This window comes from Paractinoplanes rishiriensis (assembly GCF_016862375.1).
In the GTDB taxonomy this organism is placed as follows: domain Bacteria; phylum Actinomycetota; class Actinomycetes; order Mycobacteriales; family Micromonosporaceae; genus Actinoplanes; species Actinoplanes rishiriensis.
Genome location: NZ_BOMV01000012.1, coordinates 102,040 through 125,156, shown reverse-complemented (window position 1 = coordinate 125,156; position 23,117 = coordinate 102,040). Strand labels below are relative to the sequence as shown.

General features: G+C 71.9%; 18 protein-coding genes and 1 pseudogene. 8 read left to right on the top strand and 11 right to left on the bottom strand.

The features are described 5' to 3' along the window. Nucleotides 1-10 precede the first annotated feature (10 nt). Nucleotides 11-667, top strand: coding sequence for a cholesterol catabolism transcriptional regulator KstR (gene kstR, locus Ari01nite_RS08890; protein WP_203780634.1), 657 nt, complete (start codon nt 11-13; stop codon nt 665-667). Here the strand turns inward: kstR and Ari01nite_RS08885 are convergent. Both Ari01nite_RS08885 and kstD read right to left on the bottom strand, forming a co-directional pair. Further along, nucleotides 648-1,079 carry a type II toxin-antitoxin system Rv0910 family toxin gene (locus tag Ari01nite_RS08885; protein WP_203780633.1) on the bottom strand — a complete coding sequence of 144 codons (432 nt, stop codon included), beginning with the start codon at nt 1,077-1,079 and terminating at the stop codon, nt 648-650. The two genes, kstR and Ari01nite_RS08885, sit on opposite strands and share 20 nt — an antisense overlap. A gap of 27 nt (nt 1,080-1,106) precedes the next feature. Further along, the gene (kstD, locus tag Ari01nite_RS08880) at nt 1,107-2,768 is read right to left on the bottom strand and encodes a 3-oxosteroid 1-dehydrogenase (protein WP_203780632.1); all 1,662 of its coding nucleotides are present in this window, start codon (nt 2,766-2,768) and stop codon (nt 1,107-1,109) included. A 179-nt stretch (nt 2,769-2,947) separates the two neighbouring features. Between kstD and Ari01nite_RS08875 the strand changes: the two genes are divergently transcribed. Continuing rightward, the gene (locus tag Ari01nite_RS08875; RefSeq protein WP_239162600.1) at nt 2,948-3,613 is read left to right on the top strand and encodes a PaaI family thioesterase; all 666 of its coding nucleotides are present in this window, start codon (nt 2,948-2,950) and stop codon (nt 3,611-3,613) included. Between the two features lie 16 nt (nt 3,614-3,629). Here the strand turns inward: Ari01nite_RS08875 and Ari01nite_RS08870 are convergent, their stop codons facing one another. The 4 genes from Ari01nite_RS08870 to Ari01nite_RS08855 form a co-directional block, all read right to left on the bottom strand. Continuing rightward, nucleotides 3,630-4,118, bottom strand: a complete 489-nt coding sequence (locus tag Ari01nite_RS08870) for a MarR family winged helix-turn-helix transcriptional regulator (protein ID WP_239162592.1) — start codon at nt 4,116-4,118, stop codon at nt 3,630-3,632. A gap of 31 nt (nt 4,119-4,149) precedes the next feature. Then, nucleotides 4,150-4,866 (bottom strand): DUF4142 domain-containing protein, encoded by a 717-nt coding sequence (locus Ari01nite_RS08865; protein ID WP_203780630.1) that lies wholly within the window; start codon nt 4,864-4,866, stop codon nt 4,150-4,152. Nucleotides 4,867-4,939: 73 nt separating this feature from the next. Next, on the bottom strand, nt 4,940-6,025 hold the full coding sequence (locus Ari01nite_RS08860) for a Gfo/Idh/MocA family protein (RefSeq protein WP_203780629.1): 1,086 nt from the start codon (nt 6,023-6,025) through the stop codon (nt 4,940-4,942). Then, nucleotides 5,995-6,708 carry a ThuA domain-containing protein gene (locus tag Ari01nite_RS08855; protein WP_203780628.1) on the bottom strand — a complete coding sequence of 238 codons (714 nt, stop codon included), beginning with the start codon at nt 6,706-6,708 and terminating at the stop codon, nt 5,995-5,997. The genes Ari01nite_RS08860 and Ari01nite_RS08855 overlap by 31 nt, the downstream gene beginning before the upstream one ends. A gap of 16 nt (nt 6,709-6,724) precedes the next feature. On the opposite strand from Ari01nite_RS08855, the gene Ari01nite_RS08850 reads away from it, so the two are divergent. The 3 genes from Ari01nite_RS08850 (at nt 6,725) to Ari01nite_RS08840 (ending at nt 10,476) form a co-directional block, all read left to right on the top strand. Then, nucleotides 6,725-7,219 carry a hypothetical protein gene (locus Ari01nite_RS08850; RefSeq protein ID WP_203780627.1) on the top strand — a complete coding sequence of 165 codons (495 nt, stop codon included), beginning with the start codon at nt 6,725-6,727 and terminating at the stop codon, nt 7,217-7,219. Further along, nucleotides 7,216-7,404 carry an antitoxin gene (locus Ari01nite_RS08845; RefSeq protein WP_203780626.1) on the top strand — a complete coding sequence of 63 codons (189 nt, stop codon included), beginning with the start codon at nt 7,216-7,218 and terminating at the stop codon, nt 7,402-7,404. The genes Ari01nite_RS08850 and Ari01nite_RS08845 overlap by 4 nt, the downstream gene beginning before the upstream one ends. 213 nt (nt 7,405-7,617) lie before the next feature. Then, entirely contained in the window at nt 7,618-10,476 is a 2,859-nt protein-coding gene (locus Ari01nite_RS08840) for an RICIN domain-containing protein (protein WP_203780625.1), read from the top strand. On the opposite strand, the gene Ari01nite_RS08835 is transcribed toward Ari01nite_RS08840, so the two are convergent. Then, nucleotides 10,473-12,374 carry a hypothetical protein gene (locus Ari01nite_RS08835; RefSeq protein ID WP_203780624.1) on the bottom strand — a complete coding sequence of 634 codons (1,902 nt, stop codon included), beginning with the start codon at nt 12,372-12,374 and terminating at the stop codon, nt 10,473-10,475. The genes Ari01nite_RS08840 and Ari01nite_RS08835 overlap by 4 nt on opposite strands. An 881-nt stretch (nt 12,375-13,255) precedes the next feature. Between Ari01nite_RS08835 and Ari01nite_RS51795 the strand changes: the two are divergent. Both Ari01nite_RS51795 and Ari01nite_RS08830 read left to right on the top strand, forming a co-directional pair. Next, nucleotides 13,256-13,735 (top strand): annotated as a pseudogene (locus Ari01nite_RS51795) (glycoside hydrolase family 78 protein); the annotation flags it as partial. A 93-nt stretch (nt 13,736-13,828) separates the two neighbouring features. Then, entirely contained in the window at nt 13,829-15,928 is a 2,100-nt protein-coding gene (locus Ari01nite_RS08830) for a family 78 glycoside hydrolase catalytic domain (protein WP_203780623.1), read from the top strand. Here the strand turns inward: Ari01nite_RS08830 and Ari01nite_RS08825 are convergent. The 4 genes from Ari01nite_RS08825 to Ari01nite_RS08810 are packed head-to-tail and all read right to left on the bottom strand — an operon-like array spanning nt 15,912 to nt 20,844. After that, nucleotides 15,912-17,009: a hypothetical protein gene (locus tag Ari01nite_RS08825; RefSeq protein WP_203780622.1), complete on the bottom strand. Its 1,098-nt coding sequence runs from the start codon at nt 17,007-17,009 to the stop codon at nt 15,912-15,914. The genes Ari01nite_RS08830 and Ari01nite_RS08825 overlap by 17 nt on opposite strands. Nucleotides 17,010-17,011: 2 nt before the next feature. Further along, complete coding sequence (locus Ari01nite_RS08820) at nt 17,012-17,512, bottom strand: RNA polymerase sigma factor (RefSeq protein ID WP_203780621.1); 501 nt, start codon at nt 17,510-17,512, stop codon at nt 17,012-17,014. Nucleotides 17,513-17,546: 34 nt separating this feature from the next. Continuing rightward, complete coding sequence (locus tag Ari01nite_RS08815) at nt 17,547-18,395, bottom strand: LacI family DNA-binding transcriptional regulator (RefSeq protein ID WP_239162590.1); 849 nt, start codon at nt 18,393-18,395, stop codon at nt 17,547-17,549. A 1-nt stretch (nt 18,396) separates the two neighbouring features. After that, nucleotides 18,397-20,844, bottom strand: coding sequence for a glycoside hydrolase family 2 protein (locus Ari01nite_RS08810; RefSeq protein ID WP_203780620.1), 2,448 nt, complete (start codon nt 20,842-20,844; stop codon nt 18,397-18,399). A 98-nt stretch (nt 20,845-20,942) separates the two neighbouring features. Here Ari01nite_RS08810 and Ari01nite_RS08805 point away from each other — a divergent pair, with 98 nt between their 5' ends. Continuing rightward, the gene (locus Ari01nite_RS08805; protein WP_203780619.1) at nt 20,943-23,084 is read left to right on the top strand and encodes an alpha-galactosidase; all 2,142 of its coding nucleotides are present in this window, start codon (nt 20,943-20,945) and stop codon (nt 23,082-23,084) included. Nucleotides 23,085-23,117: the final 33 nt, after the last annotated feature.

Sequence of the window (23,117 nt, the reverse complement as noted above, 5' to 3'; positions counted from 1 at the left end):
AGAGGTAACGATGGCAGCAGCGAGAACGAATACCACCAGTGGCACCGGCCGGGCCGCACTCACCGGTGCGGACGCCGAGCAGGGTTCGGCCGCGCAGCGCGATCGGCGGCGGCGGATCCTGGAGGCCACGCTCCAGCTCGCGTCCAAGGGTGGCTACGACGCGGTGCAGATGCGCACGGTCGCGGAACGCGCCGAGGTCGCGCTCGGCACGCTCTACCGGTACTTCCCTTCCAAGATCCACCTGCTGGTCTCCGCGCTGTCGCTGGAGCTCGAGGCGATCCAGGAAAAGCTCGACCGCAAGCCGATCACCGGCGACACGCCGTACGAGCGGACCCTCGCGGTGCTCGGCCGGATGACCCGGGTCATGCAGCGCGAGCCGCTGCTCACCGAGGCGATGACCCGGGCCTTCATGTTCGCCGACCCGTCGGCCAGCAGCGAGGTCAACGCGGTGGCCCGCACCATGGAGGACATGGTGACCCGCGCCATGCACGACGGCGAACCGACCGCCGACGACCGCGCCAAGGCCCGGGTGATCGGCGACGTGTGGCTGTCCAACCTGGTGGCCTGGGTGACCCGCCGGGCGTCGGCGAACGATGTCGTCAACCACCTCGAGCTGGCCACCCGGCTGCTGCTCCAGGCCGAGGCGGCTACCCCAGCAGGCCGCTGAGCTTCTCGAGTGCGGTCTTGGCCGAGGCGCCGGCCTGCTTCTCCAGCATGGCGGCCATCGGTCCGTTCAGGGCCGGCCCGGCGAATTCCATCTCGTACGTGATCTGCGAGCCCTCGCCGGTCGGTTCGATCAGGAAGCGGTTCTTGGCCTTGACCCCCATCGGGCCGTCGCCGGCCTGCTCGAAGTGCTTCGGCGCGTCCGCGGTGACGACCCGCCAGGACATCTCGGCGGGCATGCCCATCAGCTTGACCTTCTGCTTGTAGGTGGAGCCCTCGCCCACGGTGGCCGGGACGTCGCCGGTGAAGCCCTCGTGCATGGCGTTCCACTCGGGCGTGCGGGACAGGTCGGTGAGCACGGCCCAGACCTGCTCGGGTGCGGCTTTGGTCTCGGTGGAGACACTGACCTTGGGCATGACATTCCTCCTTGACTGGTGCTTCTCTCAACCGGTCGCGAGATCGAGTCCGGCCACGTAGCCGAAGGTCATGGCGGGCCCCAGGGTCGACCCGGCGCCGGCGTAGCTGCGGCCCATCACCGCGGCGCTGGCGTTGCCGGCCGCGTACAGGCCGGGGATCACCGTGCCGTCGGGGCGCAGCACCCGGGCCCGGGCGTCGGTGACCATGCCGCCCTTGGTGCCCAGGTCGCCGGGCACGATCTTGAACGCGTAGTAGGGCGGCAGGGCTAGCGGCGCGAGGCACGGGCTGGGCCGGTTGGTGGGGTCGGCGAAGTAGGCGTCGTAAACGCTGTCGCCGCGGCCGAAGTCGGTGTCCCGGCCGGCCCGGGCCTGGGCGTTGAAGCGTTCGATGGTGGCCCGCAGCGCCGCGGCCGGCACCCCGATCCGGGTGGCCAGGCCCTCGATGGTCCAGTCCCGGTGCACGGCTCCGCTCGCGTACCAGGAATCCGGATAGGGCAGCAGCGGCGACGTGGTCTTGAACAGGTAGCGGTTGCGGTACTCCTGGTCGGTCACCATCCAGCACGGTATGTGCGGGACCGCGGCGGTGTGCTTGGAGTACATGACATGCACGACGTCGCTGTACGGCGCGGCCTCGTCGACGAACCGCTTGCCGGCCTGGTTGACGAAGATGTTGCCGGGCAGCGTGCGCTCGGAGAGGCAGAAGTACGGGCCCTCCGGCTCCGGCAGCGGGATCATCGGTCCCCACCAGGCGTCGTCCATCAGCCCGAGCGCGGCGCCGGCGCGTTCGCCCGCCTCGATGCCGTCGCCCGTGTTGGACGCGGTGCCGACCGTCCAGTCCACCCCGATCGGCTCGGCCTGGTACTGCTTGCGCATCCGCTCGTTGTGCTCGAACCCGCCGCTGCCGACCAGCACCCCGCGCCGGGCCCGGATCAGGTATTCCTGGCCGTTGCGGACCGCGCGCACGCCGGCCACCCGGCCGCCCTCGACGATCAGGTCGACCAGCGGGGTGTTGAGCCAGACCGGCACGTTCGCGGCGAGCAGGCCGGCCCGCAGGCCGCCGGCCAGCGCCTGGCCCATGGTGAGCGGCTTCTGGCCCTGGGCGGCGAGTTGCAGGTACCGCCAGGTCATCTCGGTGGCGGTGGCGAGGCCCTTGGGGTGCCGGGCGATCAGCGCCAGCCACTTGTAGTCGGTGGTGTAGACCACCGTGCCAGCCGGGGTGGCCAGGTAGGGCGCGTTGAGGTTGGCGAGTTCGGCGCCGAGGATGTTGCCGTCGAACGCGGCCGGCTCGATCGACCGGCCGTTCGGCATGCCGCCGGGCAGCTCGGGATAGTAGTCCGAGTAGCCCTCCATCCAGCGGAACCGCAGCGGCGTCCAGCGCAGCAGGAACGAGATCGCCCGCGGGCCGTTGGCCAGGAAGGACTGCCGGAACGCGGCCGGTACGCCGGCGCCCGCGACGGCGCTCAGGTAGGTGCCGGCCTTGGCGGCGGTGTCGGGGACGCCGGCCGCGAGCAGGACCTCGTTGTTCGGCACCCAGATGCCGGCACCGGAGCGGGCCGCCGAGCCGCCGAAGACCGCGGCCTTCTCGATGACGACCGTGCGCAGCCCGTTGCGGGCCGCCGCCAGCGCACCGGCCATGCCAGCCGCACCGGCACCGACCACGACCGCGTCGTACTCCACCGTGACCGCCATGCCATCCCCATCCGCCGGACGCACAGAACTAGAACAGGTTATAGCAGTGTGATGAGATTCACTAGGCCCGTGACGGCGCCTCCGGAGCACGTTGGTAGAACCTGATGCTGTTGCGCCGACACCCTGAAGGAGAACGCCCGGTGACCGATAGTGATGCGACCGCCTGGCACCGTGACGCGGTGCCGCGGCGCCGGCTGCGTGCCGTCGACGAGGACGCCGCGGCGGCCCTGCGGCACCGGCGGGCGGCGATCAGCGACCTGGGCGAGGCGCTGCGGCAACTGATCGGGTACGCGTCGACCACCGAGGCGCCGACCGTGGAGCTGCTGGCGGCCGCCGAGCGGGTGCGCCGGGTGGCCGCGCCGCTCGGTGAGCGGGTCCGCGAGCGCGGCGTGCTGCCCGCCGCCGACGACCTGCTCGGCGGGATCCGGATGTACAACCCGGTGACCGGCACCGGCAGCGCGCTGGCGCCACCGATGCGGATCGCCGAGGAGGACGGCGTCGCGGTCGGCCGGTGCACCCTCGGTATGGCGTACGAGGGACCGCCGACGTACGCGCACGGCGGGGTGAGCGCCATGCTGCTCGACCAGATGCTGGGATACGCGGTGAGCGCCTCGGGCAACCCGGGGATGACCGTGCAGCTGGACACCGCGTACCGGAAACCGGTGCCGCTGCTCACCGAGCTGCGGCTGACCGCCGAGGTGACCGCGGTCGAGGGCCGCCGGGTGACCGCGACCGGGTGGATCACCACGGTGGCCGAGCCGGACGAGGTGCTGGCCGAGGCGGTCGGCACGTTCGTCGCGCTGCGCGCCGACCAGGCCCGGCGGCTGTTCGGATCGGTGCTCTAAGCGTGTACTGCTACACCTAATTTTCCTGCCAGCGCCGCCGCCACTCGGCCTCGGTGGGCTCGCCGGCCGCTTCGACCAGAGCGTTGACCACCGCGGCGAAGGCCAGCGGCCGGGTCATGGTGAGGTCGGCGACCAGGGTCGCGATGGCCTTGCGCCGGCGGTCCAGCACGTCGCTGACCAGGCCGCGGCCGGTCGGGGTGAGGGTGATCCAGGCGGCCCGCCGGTCCTCGGCGCGCTCCTCGCGGGCCACCAGGTCCTTACGCACCAGCCGGTTGCACATCCGGGTCGCGGTCGACGACGTCACCGACAACTCCTGGGCCAGGTCGACGATCCGCTGCGGGCCCCGGGCGCCCAGCACCACCAGCGTGCGGAACTGGGCCAGGGTGACGTCCTCGTCGAGTTCGGCCAGGGAGCGGGCGGCCACGCCGACGAAGACCCGGCTGAGCGCCAGCAGGGCGCCGACCACCTCGTCCTCGCCCGCCGGCAGCGTCGTCTGCGTTGTCACCGCTCCACTCTGGCACGCCGTGCCGCCGGGATCACCGTCCGCGCAGCAACCGGAACGTGGCGAAGCTGCCGACCACCAGCATGCCGACCAGCAGCGACCACAGCAGGGTCGGGTTGACCGGCGGGCCGACGCCGGCGTTTGCCGACGCCAGACCCATCGCGGAGAGGTCCTCGGCGGGCGGCATGGCGGCCGGGGGCAGCTGCCCGTACTCGACCAGGCCGGTGCTCTCCAGCAGCCTCATGTGGGTCAGCACGAACCGGTTGGCGTCGTCGGCCAGCTTGCGGATCACCGGGTTGCGGGTGGCCGAGCGGACCGCGCCGATCACCGGGAAGATCTTGCCGTGCGCGGCCCGCAGCCGGGTCACGAAGATCTGGTCGAACTGGACGCCCTTCGCGTTCTGCATCTCCTTGAGCCAGCCCTGCTGCTGCCCGGTCGGGTCGACCGGGATGGTCGCGCCCAGCTGGTTGGCGGCGACCGTGACCAGCTCGTCCAGCGCGACGTGCTGCTTCGCGATCTCCCGGCCCACCTCGCGCACACGGGTGGAGCTGCCCTTCTCGGCGGCCATCTGCCCGGCCGGCATCTCCCAGAGACCGGCCAGCCGTACGCCGTTGAGCAGCGCCATGTCGGCGGCGTTCAGCTGGGTCGGCACCGCCGGCGCGGCCGCGGCCGGGGCGGCGAACACGGCCAGCACGGCGGCGGCGCCGGCGAACACCGCGCCGGCGCGTCGAGCGAGTGACGAACGGAGCATCAAAACCTCCCGGGAGCACGGCACGCATCGACGGTGGATACGGCCGTGCCCAGAGAAAGGTTCACTAGTGCATCTAATTTTGGGAAAGGGGAACGGGCGCCGGCCGCTCCACCGTGGTGCTCAGCTCGATCCGGCGGCCCTCGGCGGCCGAGCGCAGCAGCCCGGTCATCGCGTCCAGCACGTGCAGCGCCAGGTCGCCGCCGGCCCGGGGCGGGCGGTCCGCGGTGGCCGCTACCAGGTCGAGCAGGCCGATCCCGCGGCCGGCGCCGGCGTATCCCGCGGACGGCGGCAGGGCGCGCCAGTCGGTCGCGCCGGCCTCGAACACCCGGACGTCGCCGTCGAACCGGTTGGGGTCGGGCACCGCGATCGTGCCGGCCTCGCCGTGCACCTCGATCGGCTGCGCGGTGGTGCGTACCCCGTCGAAGCTGGTGGTGAGCGTGGACAGCACGCCGCTCGCGTGTTCGAGCACGCCGGACACGTGGGTGTCCACCTCGACCGGGATGCGCTCCCCCGCCCGCGGGCCCGAACCGATCACCCGCTCGGACCGCAGCCGGCCGGCCGCGCCGACCACCGCGCGCACCGGGCCGAGCAGTTGCACCAGCGCGGACAGGTAGTAGGGACCCATGTCGAGCAGCGGGCCGCCGCCGGCCACGTAGTAGAAGTCCGGGTTCGGATGCCAACGCTCGTGGCCCGCGGTCACCATCACCGCGGACGCCGCCAGCGGCCGCCCGATCAGTCCCGCGTCGATCGCCTGCCGCGCGGTCTGGGTGCCGGTGCCCAGCACGGTGTCCGGTGCGCAGCCGACCAACAGCCCCGCCGTGGCCGCCCGGTCGACGATCTCACGGGCCGGCCCCAGCTCGGCGGCCAGCGGCTTCTCCCCGTACACCTGTTTGCCGTTGGCTATGGCGGCGAGCGCAATCTCGGCATGCGCGGACGGAATGGTCAGGTTGAGCACCGTGCGCACCTCGGGATCGGCCAGCAGCCCGCCGACCGGCAGCGCCCGGGTGCCCGGCAGACCGGCCGCCACCGCCTCGGCCCGAGCGACGTCCAGGTCGGCCACCGCGGCGATCCGCACCTCCGGGCTGGTCGCGAGCACCTCCAGGTACGCGCCGCAGATGTAGCCGGTCCCTACGATGCCGATGCCGTGCGGGTCGCCCACACCATGCCCCTTTCGATGACCGTACGGACATTGCTGTTCTCCAGGACGTCGAGGCTGTGCCCCGGGGTGGTGACCACGATCCGGCCGGCTCCCCACAGCCGGGTCCAGACCGCCGGCGACACGATCGGCCGGTGCCACGGGTGCCACGGCCGGACCGGGTGGGTGGTGGTGGCGAGCACGTCGATCAGGTCGTCGTGCAGCACCCAGTACTGCTCGGTCTCCAGCTCGAAGTCGGCCAGGCCCGCGGTGATCGGATGCTCGCGGCCCAGCGCGGTGAGATTGACGGTGTACGGAAGGTAGTTGTCCTCCTGCCCGCCGCCGCACTGCCCCGGTTCCTTGCTCGGGTGGGTGGCGAACTGCCCGCCGATCAGCTGGAGATGGTCGGACGAGTTCCGGAACGAGTCGGCGATGCCACCGTGCCAGCCGGTGAACCCGGCGCCGGCCGCGACCGCCGCCCGCAACCCGGCAAGTTCCTCGCGACCGATCTGCGACATCGTCACGCACTGCACGATCAGGTCGGTGCGCCCCATCTCGCCGGCGTCGGCGTAGACCTCGGTCGTCTCCTCGACGCGGATCGCGTACCCGTGCCGCTCGAGAAACGGCAGGAACAACTCGGTCGCCCTGACCGGCTGATGTCCCTCCCAACCCCCGCGCACCACCAGAGCCCTAGGCTGCTGGGTCATCTCACTCCCTCAATCGATGTACGGCACCAGCATGCCGTGCGGTTCGGCGGGCTGCCGCCCGCGGCTCGCTGTCCGAGATCTGCCGTCGCCGGCGTCGCCGCGGTTCATCGACGGGGCTCTGCTTGCTGAACGAATCGAGACGCAGCGAGGGATCCTGGCGACGCTGAAGGCCGAGGAGGAGGAGCGGCAGGCCGCCCGATGGCGACCCGCCTCGGAGCTCGCTTCCCGATCTCTCGTGCAGGTCGCGGACGTCATCCGGGAGACTCTGGACCGCGAACTCGCCGTGATGTCGCTGGGCGATCCCACTGAGACCGTCGAGCGCCTCCGGGACAGCTTCCAGGACGCGGTACTCCGCCTCGCCCCGATCTTCGGTACCTCCGACAACGGCCACGGGATCTACCGCGAGGCGATCAAGGCTGCCGACGGCGCGCCGCCGGGGCCGCGCCGTCGTTTAGCCCCGCCGGTCCGGGGCATGCGCCGGGGGAACAGCCAGCGGAGGAGCATGCGATGAGCTTCATGGACAAGGCCAAGGACTTCGCCGACGACCACGACAAGCAGGTCGACCAGGGCCTCGAGAAGGCCGGCGACCAGGTGGACCAGCGCACCGGCAACAAGTACTCCGGTCAGGTGGACAAGGGCGTGGACGAGGCGCAGAAGCGGACCGGCGCCGGCGACACCCAGCAGCCGCAACAGTAGGGGGTGGCGGGCCGGGAGCGGTGATCCGCCCCCGGCCCTGCAACTCGGTCGCCAAGAAGGCCGCCGGGAGCCATCGGCGCCTTGTTAGCGTTCACACCAACAGTCAGTGTCAGCCCCTCTCCGGCCCGGCGTCAAGCCCATCGACCCGCAACAATTTTTGTTATACGTTGCGTCGCGTTCGGTTCTGCGGAATTTTGTCGGATAGGGAGCGCCATGATCGCCGCCTCCCGAATGCTGGCTGCCGTGCTCCTGGTCGCGACCCTCGGCGTCGCTCCCGCCCCCGCACAGGCCGCCGCAATCGGAAACTCAGTTAACGTTCACATCGATCCGTCCTACCGGCAGCCCACCTTCGAGGGGTGGGGCACCAGTCTGGTGTGGATGTCCAACGCCACCGGTGGCTATCCGGACGAGATCCGGAAGAAGCTCGTCGACATGGTGTTCGGGGCCGACGGCCTCAACCTCAACATCGCCCGCTACAACATCGGCGGCGGCAACGCGCCCGGCGTCCGCGACGACTACATGAAGGTGGGCGCCACCATGCCCGGCTTCTGGAAGGCGCCGGCCGGCACCACGCAGGCCGACATGGAGTGGTGGGACCCCGCGAACCCGGACCACTGGAACTGGGACGCCGACGCCAACCAGCGCTGGTGGATCGACCAGATCAAGGACAAGGTCACGCACTGGGAGGCGTTCAGCAACTCGCCGCCGTGGTTCCAGACCGTGAGCGGGTACGTGTCCGGCGGCTTCAACCCGAGCACCGACCAGATCCGCGCCGACCGGGTGGACGAGTTCGCCGAGTACATGGTGCGGGTCACCGAGGAGATCGAGCGGCGGCACGGCATCTCGTTCGCGACGATCAACCCGCTGAACGAGCCGAACACCAACTACTGGGGCACGACGCTCGGCGCGGACGGGCAGCCGACCGGCGGGCGGCAGGAGGGCGCGCACGCCGGGCCGGCGCTGCAACAGCAAGTGCTGCTGGCGTTGCGGGAACGGCTGAACAACGCGGACACCGGGGCCGTGATCTCGGCGATGGACGAGACCAACCCGGGCACGTTCATGACGAACTGGAACGCGTACACGGCGGAATCCCGCGCGGCGGTCGAGCAGATGAATGTGCACACGTACGGGACCGGGCAGCGCACCAGCGTGCGGGACGCGGCCAAGGCGGCCGGCAAGAAGCTGTGGATGAGCGAGGTCGAGGGCAACTGGGGCCCGGGCACCACCGACTACACCGGGATGCTGCCGGGACTCGGTATCGCGGGACGGATCGTCGACGACATCCGGGAACTAGAGCCGTCCGCGTGGGTCTTCTGGCAGCCGATCGAGGATTCGGTGCCGCAGCAGGCGAGCGGCGGCAACTGGGGCAGCATCCACGTGCCGTTCAACTGCCCGGCCGACGCGACCCCGGCGAACTGCCCGATCCAGGTGAACAGCAAGTACGACACGATCCGCAACTTCACCCACTTCATCCGGCCGGGCGACCATTTCGTCAAGGTCAGTGACACGTCGTCGGTGGCGGCGGTCAACGCGCGCGGGGTCACCGTGGTCCACGTCAACTCCGGTGCCGACAGCCGCTCGGTCACGCTGGATCTCTCAGGCTTCCGGTCCATCCGGCCCGGCGCGAAGGTCACGCCGGTCGTTTCGAGCGCTTCCGGTGGTCTCGTACGCGGAAAGCCCGTAAAGGTTGCTCATAAGTCGGCGGTCCTGACCGTCCCGGGGCAATCCGTGACCACGTTCCTGGTCGACGGTGTTTCCGGAGTCTCCGGCACTCCGCTGCTCGCCGACCACTTCTACCGCCTGGAGGGCGTGGCGAGTGGCCGATCCCTGGCGCCCGGCATCGTCCTGCGGGACAACGCGGACTCGGCGGATCAGTTGTGGTCCTTCACCCGGCTCGCCGGCGGTACCAGCAACCGCGCCCGCTACGCCGTCGTCAACGCCGCGACCGGCACCCGGCTGGCCGTCCGGGACGGCACGCTGACCCTGGACCCGGGCACCGACGCCGCCACCGAGTGGATCCTGTCGACCACCGGCGACGGCACCTGGACCCTGATCAACGTGGCGACCGGCCGGTTGATCGACGTGGCCGGGCAGGCGACCGCGGACGGCAGCCCGGTGTCCACGTACACGCCGACATCCGGCGGCAACCAGCGCTGGACGGCCGTCGACGAGACCGTGCTGAGCACGTCGAAGGTCGTCGCGTACACGGTCCCGAAGCTGGTGCCGACGCTGCCCGCCACCGTCACGCCGGTGTACCCGGACGGGGCGCGGGGCAGCCTGCCGGTGGTGTGGTCGCTGCCGCCGGCGAGCGCTTGGCGCAAACCGGGCAAGGTGCGGGTGCGTGGCGTCGCCACCGATGTGCTCGGCCGCAAGCACACCGCGACGGCTCTGGTCACCGTCGACACCTTCGTGGCCACGGCGCCCGTCGCGGTGACGACCTATGTCGGCGGGCAGCCCGTGCTGCCGGCCACGGTGACCGGCCTGGGCCGGCACGGCGGACGGGCGGCGCTGCCGGTGACCTGGGCGGCGTCCGGCCCCTTCGACCAGCTCGGGACGGTCACCGTGCGGGGCACCGCCACGGTCGTCGACGGCACCCGGCTGGCGGCCACCGCCCGGGTGCGGGTGGTCGAGCCGGTGGAGGCGAACGCCGCGACCGAGCAGGGCGTGACGGTGAGCGCCACGTACACGGAACCGGGTTATGCGACGGCCGGGCTGCGCAACGGCGACCGCACCGAGAAAGCCTGGTCCAACTGGCGCTCCGGCACCAAGAACCCAGCCGACACCATCACGGTCGCGCTGGCCGCCCCGAAGGACCTGACCCGGGTGGTCACCTACTTCTACCGCGACGGCAGCAACGTCAGCACCGCGGAGACTTTGCGCGTGCAGGTGCAGGGCCCCGACGGAACGTGGACCGACGCCAGCGCCGAAATCCCGGTGCCGGCCGACGGCGCCCCGGTCATCGACGTGCCGGTCGATGCCCGGGCCACCGCGGCCCGGGTGGTCCTCACGGCCAGGCCGGGCGGCTACATGACGGTGAGCGAGATTGAGGTGTACGCGAAAGCAGTCCCCTAACGGTCGGTGACGGTCAGGGTGTTCATTCCGGCGGCCGCGTCCAGGTCGATCCCGGTGGCACCCCCGTCCCGCCACCCGTCGGTGGTGAACGACTTCCCCGGCGCGATCCCCCGGTGCGTGGTGCCGGCCAGGCTGACCTGGCCGGCACCCGATCCCACCCGCACCCGAACCGGCGTCGCCGCCGGCAGGTCCACCGTGAACTGATCCACCCCACCGGTCATCCGCACCGGCACCACCGCCCGCGGCGCCGGCAGCGTCAGCTCGATAACCCGCGCCCCGCCCCCGATCTCCACCGAGTCCACCCGGGTGGCGGACAGATCCGCCGTGATCCGGTGAGCCCCACCGTTGAGCCGCAGCGACCACCGAACGTCTGCGTTCAGCAAGACATCGACGGCCGGTGCGTCGCCGTGCTCCCCGCGCGGCAGGAAAAGCTGGAGATCCGCCCCGTCCCGGTCCACCCGCGGTGTGACCCCGCTCCCCGCCGAGGTGGCCACCCGGTACAGGTCCGCCCCGAGATCTTCAGCCCGCACCCGGATCTCCCCGGCCCCGTCGACCAGCTCGAACGCGGCCTCGGTGACCCCGTCGAGCGGCCCCTGCGCGGTGGTGCCGCCACCACCGCGGCCCGGCATGGCGGCGGCTTCGGTCCGGTCGGCCCCGTCGATGAACCGCGGCGCCACCAGAATGGCCGCCACCATCCCGAGCAGAAAGAGCGCCACGGCAGCCATGAGAAGCGGCTTACGCGCCCGCCGGACCCGGACGCCCACGGCCTCCGGCTCCGGTGGCGACTTCCACCCCGGCAGTTCATCCCCGTGCGTCGGCCCGGCGCGGACGGCGCCGGCCGGCCACTCCGCGGTCGGCTCGTCCACGGGCTGTTTCACGCCGGCCGCGGCCGCCCACTCGGCGTGCGGGTTGGCGGTGGCGTTCCGCTTGGCCGCCCACTGCTCAACCCGCCGAGGCCCGCGCCGACCCCCACCACCGCCACCGCTGCCGGCATTACTGCCGCCACCACTGCCGGCACCACTGCCGCCACCACTGCCGGCACCACTGCCGGCACCACTGCCGGCATCGCCACTGCCGCCATCGCCGCCGCCGGCACCGGCTGCTCGCTCGTCGTTGCCCGGCCCGCCCGCAGCCCGTCCGGTACCGCCCGGCCCGCCGCTGGCGGCCGGCGCCACTGCGGCCGGTTCCTCGGCTGTGCGTGCTCCGGCGGCCGGTTTCCCCGCGTTCCAGCCTCCTGCGGCGCGCCTCCATGCCGGCGCTCTCCCCGCGTTCCAGCCGCGCGCTGCCGGTGCCTGCGCTGCCGGTGCCTGCGCCGCCGGTGCCTGCGCCGCCGGTGCCTGCGCCGCCGGTGCCTGCGCGCTTTGCCCCGCGGCCGCCATCCCCGGGATGCGTGTCCCGGGGGCCGGACCCCCCGCGGCCGGTTCCGCCGCCGCCCACCGGTGCTCAGCCGACTTCTCCGCGGGCGCTCCGCCGGCACCGTCCGTTGCGGACAGCCCCCACTCGGCACCGGGTTCCTGCATTGCCGGTTGGGGCAGGGCGTCGCGTGCCGCGTTCCGGATGCCGGCCAGCACCTCCATGGCCCACTCGGACCGCAGGTCGCCGCCCGCGTCCGTCTCGGCGGGCAGTTCGTCGGCGGGGCGGTCCCACCGCAGGCCGCCGACCAGGCTGTCCTCCTCCACGGCCCAGTTGTCGCTCCGGAGCTTGGTGACGATCGCGTCCAGATCCGCGACGGACGGTTCGGGGCTGTCGCTGAAGGCCAGATAGGCGGCCCGCTGCTCGATGTCGCTCTCCGTCAGGTATCCGGACAGGTCGACCGCCCGCCCGTCAAACTCCGTCTCCCCCGATGGCGCAGTCCGGTCGGCGTCGTGCTCCGGCTCACCGGGCGGAGTATGGGTCACGTGTTCCTCCTGCATGGGATGCGCCGCGAGCTGTTGCGCGGCCCGCACACCTCAGTACGGAGGGAACCGACCACCGGATGTGTCCCACCGGCCCATCGATGAAGCTTCACTCTTCGGCGAACCGCCCATCGACCCCCCTCAGCCCCAACCAGCGCAAAACCACGTCACCGACACCCGTGCACCGCCAACCAGCCGCCCCGAGCCGCAGAAGTCGAAGAACTCACGTCACCACCAGACCCAAACTTCCCAAGATCGAAGCCAGGGCGGGCGATATAGGCACTTCGCAATGGTTTGCGACGCGGAAAGTGACCCCATTGAGGAGCCTCCACCGAGCATCCGGAGCCACGGCCAACATCCGGAGCCACGGCCAACATCCGGAGCCACGGCCAACATGTGGAGCCGCGCCCGGCACCAGCTTCGCGGTCCACCCGCGTTCGGCCCGGCCTGAGGGCTGACCCAGACAGATCCTGGCGCGGATAACACTGTCCGAGTCTTCCCGGTGCGGTGGAGTCGTGATGTCAGGTCCCGCCCGGCAATTCGGCGCTCGCCCGGACCTTTGGCAAACATCCCCCGCTGGCGCTAGTCCGCGCCGCGATGTTGTCGATCTGCCGTTCGGGAATGACCGTAGATCGCCAAGATCTGGCCACGGCGGCCCGTCGACGCCCGGCTAAAGCCGTGTTTGTCGGATATGTCTCCGGCGGGTGTCCCGTCACACGATGGCCGAAAAGGATGGCGGCGGCGTCGGGGGCGTTGGGCGGAAGGTTGTGCTGAATCGTTTCGGGGAGGCTGCGCGGCTCGAGCTGGACGGTGCTGCATGAGGAAGGGATCGGGCGTGGTGGGGTGGAGGTGGGGCAACTTGACAGTGGGTAGTGGGGGACCTAATGTCGATCATGCCTAGTGAAACATTTCAATGGTGGAGTGGTGGCGGGACAGGGCCGCTGCCACTCCTTCCGTTTGTGGGTCTGGCTGGGCCTCGCTCGCCGTTGCCTTGGAGTTGGCTTATGCAGCCGGAACCGGTGTTCAAGTCTGCGGGCTCGGCTGGCGGGGGTCAGCCGCTTGCGCCTGCGGGGCTCACGGTCAATGACCGGCGGCGGGCGTTGGGGGTTGAGGGGGCGCCGCTGTTCGGGTGGCTGCCTCGGCATACCGGGAACGGCGAGCGTCAGACGGCGTACCACATCCGGGTTTGGCATGGGCTGGACGACGTCGAGGTCTGGGACAGCGGCAAAGTCCCGTCAGAACGTACGGCGTATGTGGAATACGCGGGGGGTCCGCTCGGGCGGGGCGCCTCGTACCGGTGGAGCGTTCGGACCTGGGACAGTGCGGACCGGGAGTCCGGGTGGGCGGAGCCGGCGGGGTTCGACACCGGGATTGCGGATTCCGACTGGGGGGCTTCCTGGATTCGGCGGGCAGCAGGGGAAACGGACGAGTACACGCTTGCCCGGGTTGAGTTTGCGGTGGCCGACAAGGCCGTCGTCCGGGGGCGGCTCTATGTGGCGGCCTCGCAGCAGTATCACGCCTTCATCGATTCCCGGCTGGTGGATCGGGGGGCGGCGTTCGCGTATCCGGGTGAGGGTTACTACCAGGTCACCGACGTCACCGGACGGCTCGCGCCGGGGACCGGGGCGCTGGGGGTGCTCTATCACTGGTACGGACCGGGGCAGGGCCGGCCGGAAGGGGAACCGGGGCTGCTCGTCCGGCTGGTGATCGAATACGGGGACGGAACCCGGGACGTGGTGGTCACCGACGACACGTGGCGGGTTTCGCGCGGGCCGTGGCTCGACGCGGAATGGCGTAACGACGACGGGCGGGACTTCGTCGAGAACGTGGACGGGCGGATTGTCCGGGCGCAGGACGGGTGGGCGTCGGCGGGATTCGACGACTCCGAATGGGAACGGCCCGCCGTTGTCGGTGTGCACCCGGCCGGCGTGTTCACCCATCTCACGGCGCAGTTGACTCGGCTGAAGTACACGACCGTGGCGCCGATCAGCGTCGTCACGCTGGAGTCGGGTGCCGTGGTGGCGGACTTCGGGAAAGTCGTTCCGGCCACTCCCCGGGTGCGGTTCCGGGAAGGGACAGCGGGCCGGCACGTCGATCTGGTGGCGGGATACCTGTGCAATGCGGACGGGACGGTGGCCAACACGCCGCACGCCAATCAGGTGACCGACCTTTCCTACACGTACGTGCAAAGCCAGGGTGACCAGATCTTCGAAGCTTTCACCTACGTGGGTTTCCGGTATCTCGAGGTGAGCGAACCGGGGGAAATCACGGCGGTGGTGCAGCACACCGACACGGACCCGGCGCGGGCGGCGGCGTTCGCCAGCGACAATCCGACGCTCGATGCGGTGTTCGCGATGATGCAGCGGTCGGCGCTCTACAGCACGCAGGAACAGTTTCTGGATACCCCGACCCGGGAGAAGGGGCAGTTTCTGGCGGACGCGGTCACCATCTCGCGGGCGCTCATGCACGGGTGCGGGGATCGGGCGGCGACCGCGCGGGCGATCCGGGAAATTGCGGCCTCGCAGAAACGTTATTGGCCGGACGGGCGACTCAATGCGGTCTACCCGAATGGCGACGGCAAGCGGGACATCCCGGATTTCACCGAGATGTTTCCGGGGTGGGTGTGGGATTACTACGTGGCGTCGGGAGACGCGGGGCTGGTGGCGGAAACGTATCCGGTCTCGGTCGCGGTGACCGACTATGTGCGCCGGCACCGGGATCCGGAGACGAGGCTGGTCACGCGGCTCAGCGGCGGCGCGGGGCCGTACGAGTTCGGCATTGTGGACTGGCCCAACCGGTACGGCTACGACACCGGCACGGCCGCGCGGACCACGGTCAACATGCTGGCGGTCGACGCGCTGCGCAGTACGGCGAAACAGGCGGCACTGCTCGGGCTGCCGGCGGGCGAATTCACCGCGGACGCCGATGCGCTGGTCGAGGCGATCAATGCGCGGCTGCGGCGGGCGGACGGCGTCTACGTCGACGGCTTGGGGAGTGGGCACGCGTCGCAGATTGCCAACGCGTACGCCATCGCCTTGGGGGTTGCCCCGCCGGAGGCGCACCCGGTCATCGCCGACCACCTGGTGTCGCTCGGGCTGGCGATGGGGCCGATGACCGCGGACGTGCTGCTCACCGCGCTGCACCTGGCGGGGCGGGACGACGAGGTGCTGCGGCGGCTCACCGATCCGGAGTCGCTGGGGTGGGCGAATGTGCTGGCCCGGGGCGGCACCTTCACGTGGGAGTCGTGGGAGGCGCTCGACACGGGCGAGAGCATGTCGCACGGGTGGGGGGCGGCGGCGCTGGCTCCGCTGCAGCGGGCCCTGCTCGGGGTGACCGTCACATCGCCCGGCGGGCGAGAGATCCGGATTTGTCATCCGGGAAGCCGGCTGACCCGCGCCGCCGGGACGGTCTGGACGCAGGCCGGGCCGGTCCAGGTCGACTGGAACGCGGTGACGTTGACCGTCGAGATCCCGGTCAACGTCACCGCCGAGGTTCAGCTGCCGGCCGGGAGCCACCGCGTCGGCTCCGGCCGGCACACGTTCACGATCCGGTCGTGATGGTGGTCGGCTTCAGCCGGTAGGTGCCGCTCGGTTCCACCGGGTACGTCACCACGGTCACCGAGCGGTTGTCCGGCCAGACCACATCCATCCCCCAGCCCAGCGACGACGACGCGATTGACGGCGCCTGGTCGGCCAGCACGCGACCGTCGGCGATCCGCACCAGGGCGACATGCGGGATCAGTTGCCGCGTCAGGTAGGTCACCGCGACCACGTTGCCATCCGGGGACAGCCGCAGGTTTGCGATGGTGCTGCAGTCAGCCAGGGCCAGCGGCAGGGGCCGGACCGGTTGCCCGATGTCCAGCACCTTCGGTGCGCACCTGGTCGAGTCGGCCGCCACGATGAGCCGGTCGCCGTTCAGGTCGGCGAACTGGGTCGAGCCGTCGAAGACCTGCGCGATGCCCAGGGTCTTGCGCGGCACGGCCAGGCTCTCGGTCCCGGTGGCCAGGTCGTGCGAGTACAGGCCCGCCGGCCGCCACAGCCAGGCCGTCTCCGCCGTCGCCGTGAGCAGGGTGACGGCCTCCCCCTTGACCCGCACGTCCCGGCTCAGCTGCACCGCGCCGTCGGGGGCGGCAACCACCAGGTTGTACTCGAGGCCCTCGATGTCGGGGCCGTCGGGACGTTCCACGTCGGGCATCAGGTCGCGGGGGCCGAGGGCCACCAGCCGGCCGTCCGGCAGGCCCACCGTCCGGTCCCAGCCGTCGGCGCCCTGCACCGGATGGCCGGCCAGGGTGCCGTCCGGAAGGATCTCACCGACCCGGTCCCGGCCGCCCAGCCGCACGGCTGCGCCGTCGGTGCGGTAGGTGCCGACCGCGCCGGACAGCAGCAGGCGCTGGGCGGGAGCTGGCTTGACCACCGGCTGCGTGGCCGGCAGCACGGTCACCGGCGGCGCCGGACGGCGCTGCGCCAGTCCGACACCGGCCGCGGTGATCAGCACGGCCACGCCGGCGGCGGTCGCTATCAGACGCTGCCGGCGTGCGCGGGCCCGGCGGTAGACGCTGTCGAGGTCACCGCGGTAGCCGGGCGCGGCCTGTGCCGCGGTCCGCACCGCCGTCTCCACCGGGGCCGGGATCTGGTCCATGGTCACTCCTTCTCGCTCAGTGCGGTGCGCAGCGCCGCGAGGCCGCGGGACAGCCGGCTCTTCACCGTGCCCTCGCTCAGGCCCAGCGCGGCGGCTGTCTCGGCGGTGGTCAGGTCGAGCAGCACCCGGCAGGTGATCACCGCGCGCTGGGCGGTCGGCAGCAGGGCCAGGGCGTCCCGCGCGGCCAGTTCGCCGGCCGAGGTGGCCGGCGTGTGCGGGTGGTGGGACTCCTCGGCCGGTGGCCGTTCCCGCCGGGCCTTGCGCCACCAGGACGTCGCCCAGTTCAGGCCGACCCGGAACACCCAGCCGGCCGGGTTGTCGAGGCCGCCGACCACGTGCCAGCGGGCGTACGCCCGGGCCATCGCCTCGGCCACCGCGTCGCGGGCCAGGTCGTCGCGGCGCAGGGTCACCGCCAGGGCCCGGTAGACCCGGTCCACGTGCGCCCGGTAGAAAGCCTCGAACTCGTCCGTCCGGGACGCGGGCTCCGTCGTCGTCACCACCATGCCCTGTACACGCGGTGACCCGCCGGAAGGTTCCCTACTGGTTGAGCGGACCGGTGCTGGCCCGGCGCAGGACCCGGATCGGCGGGCCGGCGTAGTCCCGTGCCGGCTCCCCGGCCAGCGTCGCCACCGCGGCTCTGCCCAGCGTACGGCCGTGCTCGTGGACGTCGATGCTCAATGCCGAAAGCGGCGGCACGGCCAGTTCGCACAGCGGCGAGTCGTCGCACGCGAGCAGGCTCACCGACGCGGGCACCGGCACGCCGGCCCGGATCAGCTCCTGCTCGGCGGCCACCGCCATCACGTCGTTGTCGAACACCACGGCGGTCGGCGGCGGCTCGCCGGCCAGCAGGTCGTGCATGCCGCGCACGCCGTCCTCGGCGCTGTAGTCGCCCTCGACGATGCGCACCTGGATGCCGTGCCGCTCGCCGGCCGAGCGCATCGCCACCGAGCGTTCGGTGGTGTGGACCAGGTCGGCGGGGCCGCTGACCCGGCCGATCACCCGGTGCCCCAGGCCGGCCAGCATGTCGATGGCGGCGGTCATCGCGCCGGCGTCGTCGGTCACCACCTTGGCGAAGGCCTCCGCGTCGCGGTGCCGGCCGGCCAGCACCGCGGGCATGCCGAGTTCGGCGAGCCGGGCCGGGCGGACGTCGTCGTGCACCACGTTGACCACCACGACCGCCTCGACCGTGTGCTCGGCGGCCCACCGCCGGTAGGTGGCCAGCTCGGCCTCGAGGTCGGGCACCACCAGCACCAGCACCGTGATGCCGTGCGGGGCGAGCGCCTCCTCCATGCCGGCGATGAGCTCCATGATGAACGGCTCGACGCCGACCCGCGCCGCGGCGCCGCCGGTCAGCACCAGCCCGATCAGCTGGCCGGGCGCGGCCACGTCACCCGGCCAGCGCGTTGACGCTGCGCAGCACCTCGGGGGCGGCGAACGCGGCCAGGTCGACGGTGGCCGCGGTGCGGACCACGAAGGTGTGGCTCTCCCCCGGCAGCAGGTCGACGAGCATGTCGTCGGTCACCGCGTCGGGGGCGACCCGGTCGGCGAGCACCGCGACGTCGCGGGCGAACGAGGAGGCGGTCACGGTTATCGAGTATCCGCCCTCGACCGGGGTGACCGCGGCCGACACCGGTGCGGCGCGGTAGGCCAGGTCGCGGTCCTCGGCGAACAGGCGGGTGGCGCGGTGGCCCTCGGCGTCGGCGACCAGCACCTCGGCGGTGGCGTCCTTGGCGGCGAGCAGGTCGGCGTCCGGGGTGAGCACGCGCACCGAGCGGGCCGGCACGTCCAGGTCGAGGTGGCCGGCCGCGTACTCGGTGCCGTCGAAGCCGAGCCGGCGCAGCGCCACCCGGGTCTGCCACGGTGCGTCGCTGTCGTTGACGGCGACCAGCTCATCACCCCGGAAGGTCAAGAGCCGGTCGGCGTACGCGCGGCGCAGCGCGTACCAGGCCGGCTTGCGACGGCCGGCACCGTCGACCACGGCCCAGGACGTCACCGGCCAGCAGTCGTTCAGCTGCCAGATGATGCTGCCCATGGTGCGCGGCGCGTGCGAGCGCAGATGGGTGACCGCGTACGCGGTGGCCCGCGCCTGGTTGAGCTGGGTGGCCCAGTGCCAGTCCGCGAAGTCGGCCGGCACCGGCAGGTGGTGGGCCAGCCCGGCGTTGAGCTTGTCGTTGCCGCCCTGCGCCTTCTGGTGCAGCAGGAACGCGGCCGACTCCTGGTGCAGGTCCTCGGGTGCCAGCGCGGCGGTCAGCGTGGCCCAGGTGGGTGGCGCCTGCCAGCCGAACTCGGAGCAGAACCGGGGCACGAAGTTGTCGTGGAACGTGTAGTCCTGCCGGTTCCACGCCTCCCACTCGTGCCGGGTGCCGTAGCGGTCGTCGTTCGGGTGCACCTCGGCCGGGTCGAGGCCGGGGCTGGACGGGCTGCCGGCGTGGTAGGGCCGGGTCGGGTCCAGCTCGGCCAGCAGGGCCGGGAAGTCCTCGTAGTAGTACCGGGCACCCCAGGTGGCGCCGTTCAGCTTCGCCTTCCAGCGCCAGTCCTCGTAGCCCCAGATGTTCTCGTTGCCGCCGTTCCACAGCGCCAGCGACGGGTGCGGGCTGAGCCGGATCACGTTCTCCCGGGCCTCGGCGAGCAGTTCCGAACGGACCGGCTCCTCCTCCGCGTACGCGGCGCAGGCCAGCGGGAAGTCCTGCCAGACCAGCACGCCACGCTCGTCGCAGAGGTCGTAGAAGTCGTCCGACTCGTAGATGCCGCCGCCCCAGATGCGCAGCAGGTTGGCGTTGGCGTCCACCGCTCGGTCGATCGCCGCCGCGTAGTCGTCGCGGGTGAGCCGGGTGAGCAGGTGGTCCTCGGGGATCCAGTTGAGGCCGCGGACGAACACCGGCCGCTCGTTGACCAGCAGCGTGAAGGCCCGGCCGATCTCGTCCGGCGTCTCGTCCAGCCGCACCGAGCGGAATCCCACGCGATGCTCGGCGACGTCGAGGGCGCTGCCGCCGGCGGACACGGACACGGTGACGGTGCTGAGCGGCTGCGCGCCGTAGCCCACCGGCCACCACACCGCGGCGTCCGGCACCTCGAGGTCGGCACGACCGGAACAAACGCCGGCGGGCAGGGTCAGTTCCGCCCGTGGGCCGTCAGACAGCGCGACGGCAACGGTCAGCTCAGCCTCCGGTCCCAGGCCGGAGCGCTCCACCTGCACGTGCACAGCGAGCCGGCCGGTGCTGCCGTCGAGGGTCGCCAGCGGGCGGACCACGGCCAGCCGGGCGACCCGCCAGCGCTCCAGCCGCACCGGCTTCCAGATGCCGGCGGTCTGCAGGTCGGGACCCCAGTCCCAGCCGAAGCTGCAGGCCATCTTGCGGATCGCGTTGAACGGGTGCGGGTATTCCCGGGGGCGGGCACCGATCTCGCGCTCGACCGCCTCGCCGTGCTCCAGCGCCGAGTCGAGTCGCACGGTCAGCGGCAGCGGGCCGCCGGTCAGCAGGTGCCGCACGTCGAAGCGGTACGAGCGGTGCATGTTCGCGGTCCGGCCCAGTTCGGCGCCGGCCAGCTTGACCGTGGCCACCGTGTCGAGTCCGTCGAAGACCAGGTCGACGCGCTCGCCGTCCTCGGCCGCCGCGGCCGCCAGCTGCGACTCGTAGAGCCAGGCGGTGCGGTGGAACCAGGCCAGCCCGGTCTCGTTCGTGCCCTGGTACGGGTCGGGAATCAGTCCCGCGGCGAGCAGGTCGGTGTGGACGCTGCCGGGCACGGTGGCCGGCACGGGGCCGGTGGCGATCGCCTCCGGCACCAGCCCGCCGACCGCCCGGACGGTCCAGCCCTCGTGCACGTCGCTTCGGATCATTTAGGACGCTCCCGTCGTAAATCTCTTGCCGGTACGGCCTGCGGCTATAGCATTCTTAAGCAACTAAAGAAGCCCGTCAAACAGGTTGGGGAGGCCCGATGAGCGACCTGGTGCATCTGAGCGCCGCGGGGGTGAGCGTGGTCCTGGACTGCCGGGGCACCGCACTGCCCGCGATCGTGCACTGGGGCGAGGCCCTCGGCGACCTCAGCGACGACCGGCTCCATGATCTGGCGCTGGCCGCGGCGCCGCAGGCGATCGGGTTCTCGGTCGACGGATCGGTGCGCGTGTCCCTGCTGCCCGAGCAGTCGGCCGGCTGGCAGGGACACCCGGGACTGGCCGGGCACCGGGACGGCCGGGACTGGTCGAGCGCGTTCGCGGTGACCGATGCGGAGCGTACGGCCGATGGTTTGCGCATTTCCGCTTTTGACGAGGCCGCCGGGTTACAGATCGTCATCGAGGTCGAGCTGCATCCGAGCGGGGTCCTGCGCACCCGGGCCCGGCTGACCAGCACCGCACCGGGCAGTTACCGGCTCGACCAGCTCACGCTCTTCCTGCCGGTGCCCGAGGAAGCCGCCGACCTGCTCGACTTCACCGGTCACCACCTGCGCGAGCGCTCACCGCAGCGGACCGCGTTCACGCACGGCCTGCGGGTCCGGGAGAACCGCACCGGGCGCACCGGATACGACACCGCGCACGTCCTGGTCGCCGGCACGGCCGGGTTCGGCAACCGGCACGGGCGGGTCTGGGGCGTGCACACCGCATTCTCCGGCGGCGCCCGGTCGATCGCGGAGCGCAACTACCACGGGCATTCCGCCTTGGGCGGCGGAGAGTTACTGCTGCCGGGCGAGGTCACGCTGAGCGAGGGCGATAGCTATCAAACCCCTTGGCTGTACGGGTCATTCGGCGCGAACGGGCTCGACGAGCTCTCCGGCCGGTTCCACACCTACCTGCGCAGCCGGCCGAACCATCCGGCCAAGCCCCGGCCGGTGGTGGTCAACACCTGGGAGGCCGTCTACTTCGACCACGACCTGACCCGGCTCACCCGGCTGGCCGAGGCCGCGGCGGCCGCCGGCGCCGAGCGGTTCGTGCTGGACGACGGCTGGTTCGGTTCGCGCCGCAACGACCGCTCCGGCCTGGGCGACTGGTGGGTCTCCCCCGACGTCTGGCCGGACGGCCTCGGCCCGTTGATCGACGTGGTGCGCGGGCTCGGCCTGGAGTTCGGGCTGTGGGTCGAGCCCGAGATGGTCAACCCGGACTCCGACCTGGCCCGCTCGCACCCCGACTGGATCATGGCGGCCGGCAACCGGATCCCGCCGCCCGCCCGCAGCCAGCAGGTGCTCGACCTGGACAACCCCAAGGCGTACGAGTACATCCGGGACCGGCTCGACGCGCTGCTGTCCGAGTACGACATCGCGTACCTGAAGTGGGACCACAACCGCGACCTGGTCGACGCCGGCCACCCGGCGACCGGCCGGGCCGGCGTGCACGACCAGACCCACGCGGTCTACCGCCTGCTCGACGACCTGCGCGCACGCCACCCGGCGGTGGAGATCGAGTCGTGCTCGTCCGGCGGCGGCCGGGTCGACCTGGAGATCCTGCAGCGCACCGACCGGGTCTGGGCGTCCGACTGCATCGACGCGCACGAGCGGGTCGGCATCCAGCGCTGGACCAGCCTGCTGCTGCCGCTGGAGCTGATCGGCTCGCACATCGGCGCGCCGCGCTCGCACACCACGCACCGCGAGCAGGCACTGGACATGCGAGCCGGCACCGCGATCTGGGGACACCTCGGCATCGAGTGGGACCTCACCTCGGCGGACGCCGGGGAGCTGGCCCGCCTCGCCGAGTGGGTGGCCTTCTACAAGGAGGTACGCGGCCTGCTGCACACCGGCACGCTGGTGCACGCCGACCTGGCCAACCCCGCGTACCACCTGACCGGTGTGGTGGCCGCCGACCGCTCGGACGCCCTGTACGCGGTGATCGCCACGGCCACCAGCGCGTCCTACCCGCCCGGCACCGCGGCCCTGCCCGGCCTCGACCCGGACCGGGTCTACCAGGTCCGGCCGCAGCCGCCCGGCGACACGGCCGACGGCAACGCCGCGGCCTGGGGAGCTGCGTTACCCTGGGCCACCGCGCAGGGGGTACGCCTGCCGGGCCGGGCGCTGGCGACCGCCGGCCTGCGGCTGCCGGTGCTCTACCCCGACCGCGTCATGCTCTGGCGAGCCTCGGTGGTGGACGAGTGAGAGGAGCGGCCGGTTCGCGGCGCGGCCGTCCCG

Bases quoted from the DNA above. Each gene is read 5' to 3' on its own strand.
- kstR (WP_203780634.1), top strand. From the start codon at position 11: ATGGCAGCAGCGAGAACGAATACCACCAGTGGCACCGGCCGGGCCGCA.
- Ari01nite_RS08885 (WP_203780633.1), bottom strand. From the start codon at position 1,079: ATGCCCAAGGTCAGTGTCTCCACCGAGACCAAAGCCGCACCCGAGCAG.
- kstD (WP_203780632.1), bottom strand. From the start codon at position 2,768: ATGGCGGTCACGGTGGAGTACGACGCGGTCGTGGTCGGTGCCGGTGCG.
- Ari01nite_RS08865 (WP_203780630.1), bottom strand. From the start codon at position 4,866: ATGCTCCGTTCGTCACTCGCTCGACGCGCCGGCGCGGTGTTCGCCGGC.
- Ari01nite_RS08855 (WP_203780628.1), bottom strand. From the start codon at position 6,708: ATGACCCAGCAGCCTAGGGCTCTGGTGGTGCGCGGGGGTTGGGAGGGA.
- Ari01nite_RS08850 (WP_203780627.1), top strand. From the start codon at position 6,725: ATGTACGGCACCAGCATGCCGTGCGGTTCGGCGGGCTGCCGCCCGCGG.
- Ari01nite_RS08845 (WP_203780626.1), top strand. From the start codon at position 7,216: ATGAGCTTCATGGACAAGGCCAAGGACTTCGCCGACGACCACGACAAG.
- Ari01nite_RS08840 (WP_203780625.1), top strand. From the start codon at position 7,618: ATGATCGCCGCCTCCCGAATGCTGGCTGCCGTGCTCCTGGTCGCGACC.
- Ari01nite_RS08825 (WP_203780622.1), bottom strand. From the start codon at position 17,009: ATGGACCAGATCCCGGCCCCGGTGGAGACGGCGGTGCGGACCGCGGCA.
- Ari01nite_RS08820 (WP_203780621.1), bottom strand. From the start codon at position 17,512: ATGGTGGTGACGACGACGGAGCCCGCGTCCCGGACGGACGAGTTCGAG.
- Ari01nite_RS08810 (WP_203780620.1), bottom strand. From the start codon at position 20,844: ATGATCCGAAGCGACGTGCACGAGGGCTGGACCGTCCGGGCGGTCGGC.
- Ari01nite_RS08805 (WP_203780619.1), top strand. From the start codon at position 20,943: ATGAGCGACCTGGTGCATCTGAGCGCCGCGGGGGTGAGCGTGGTCCTG.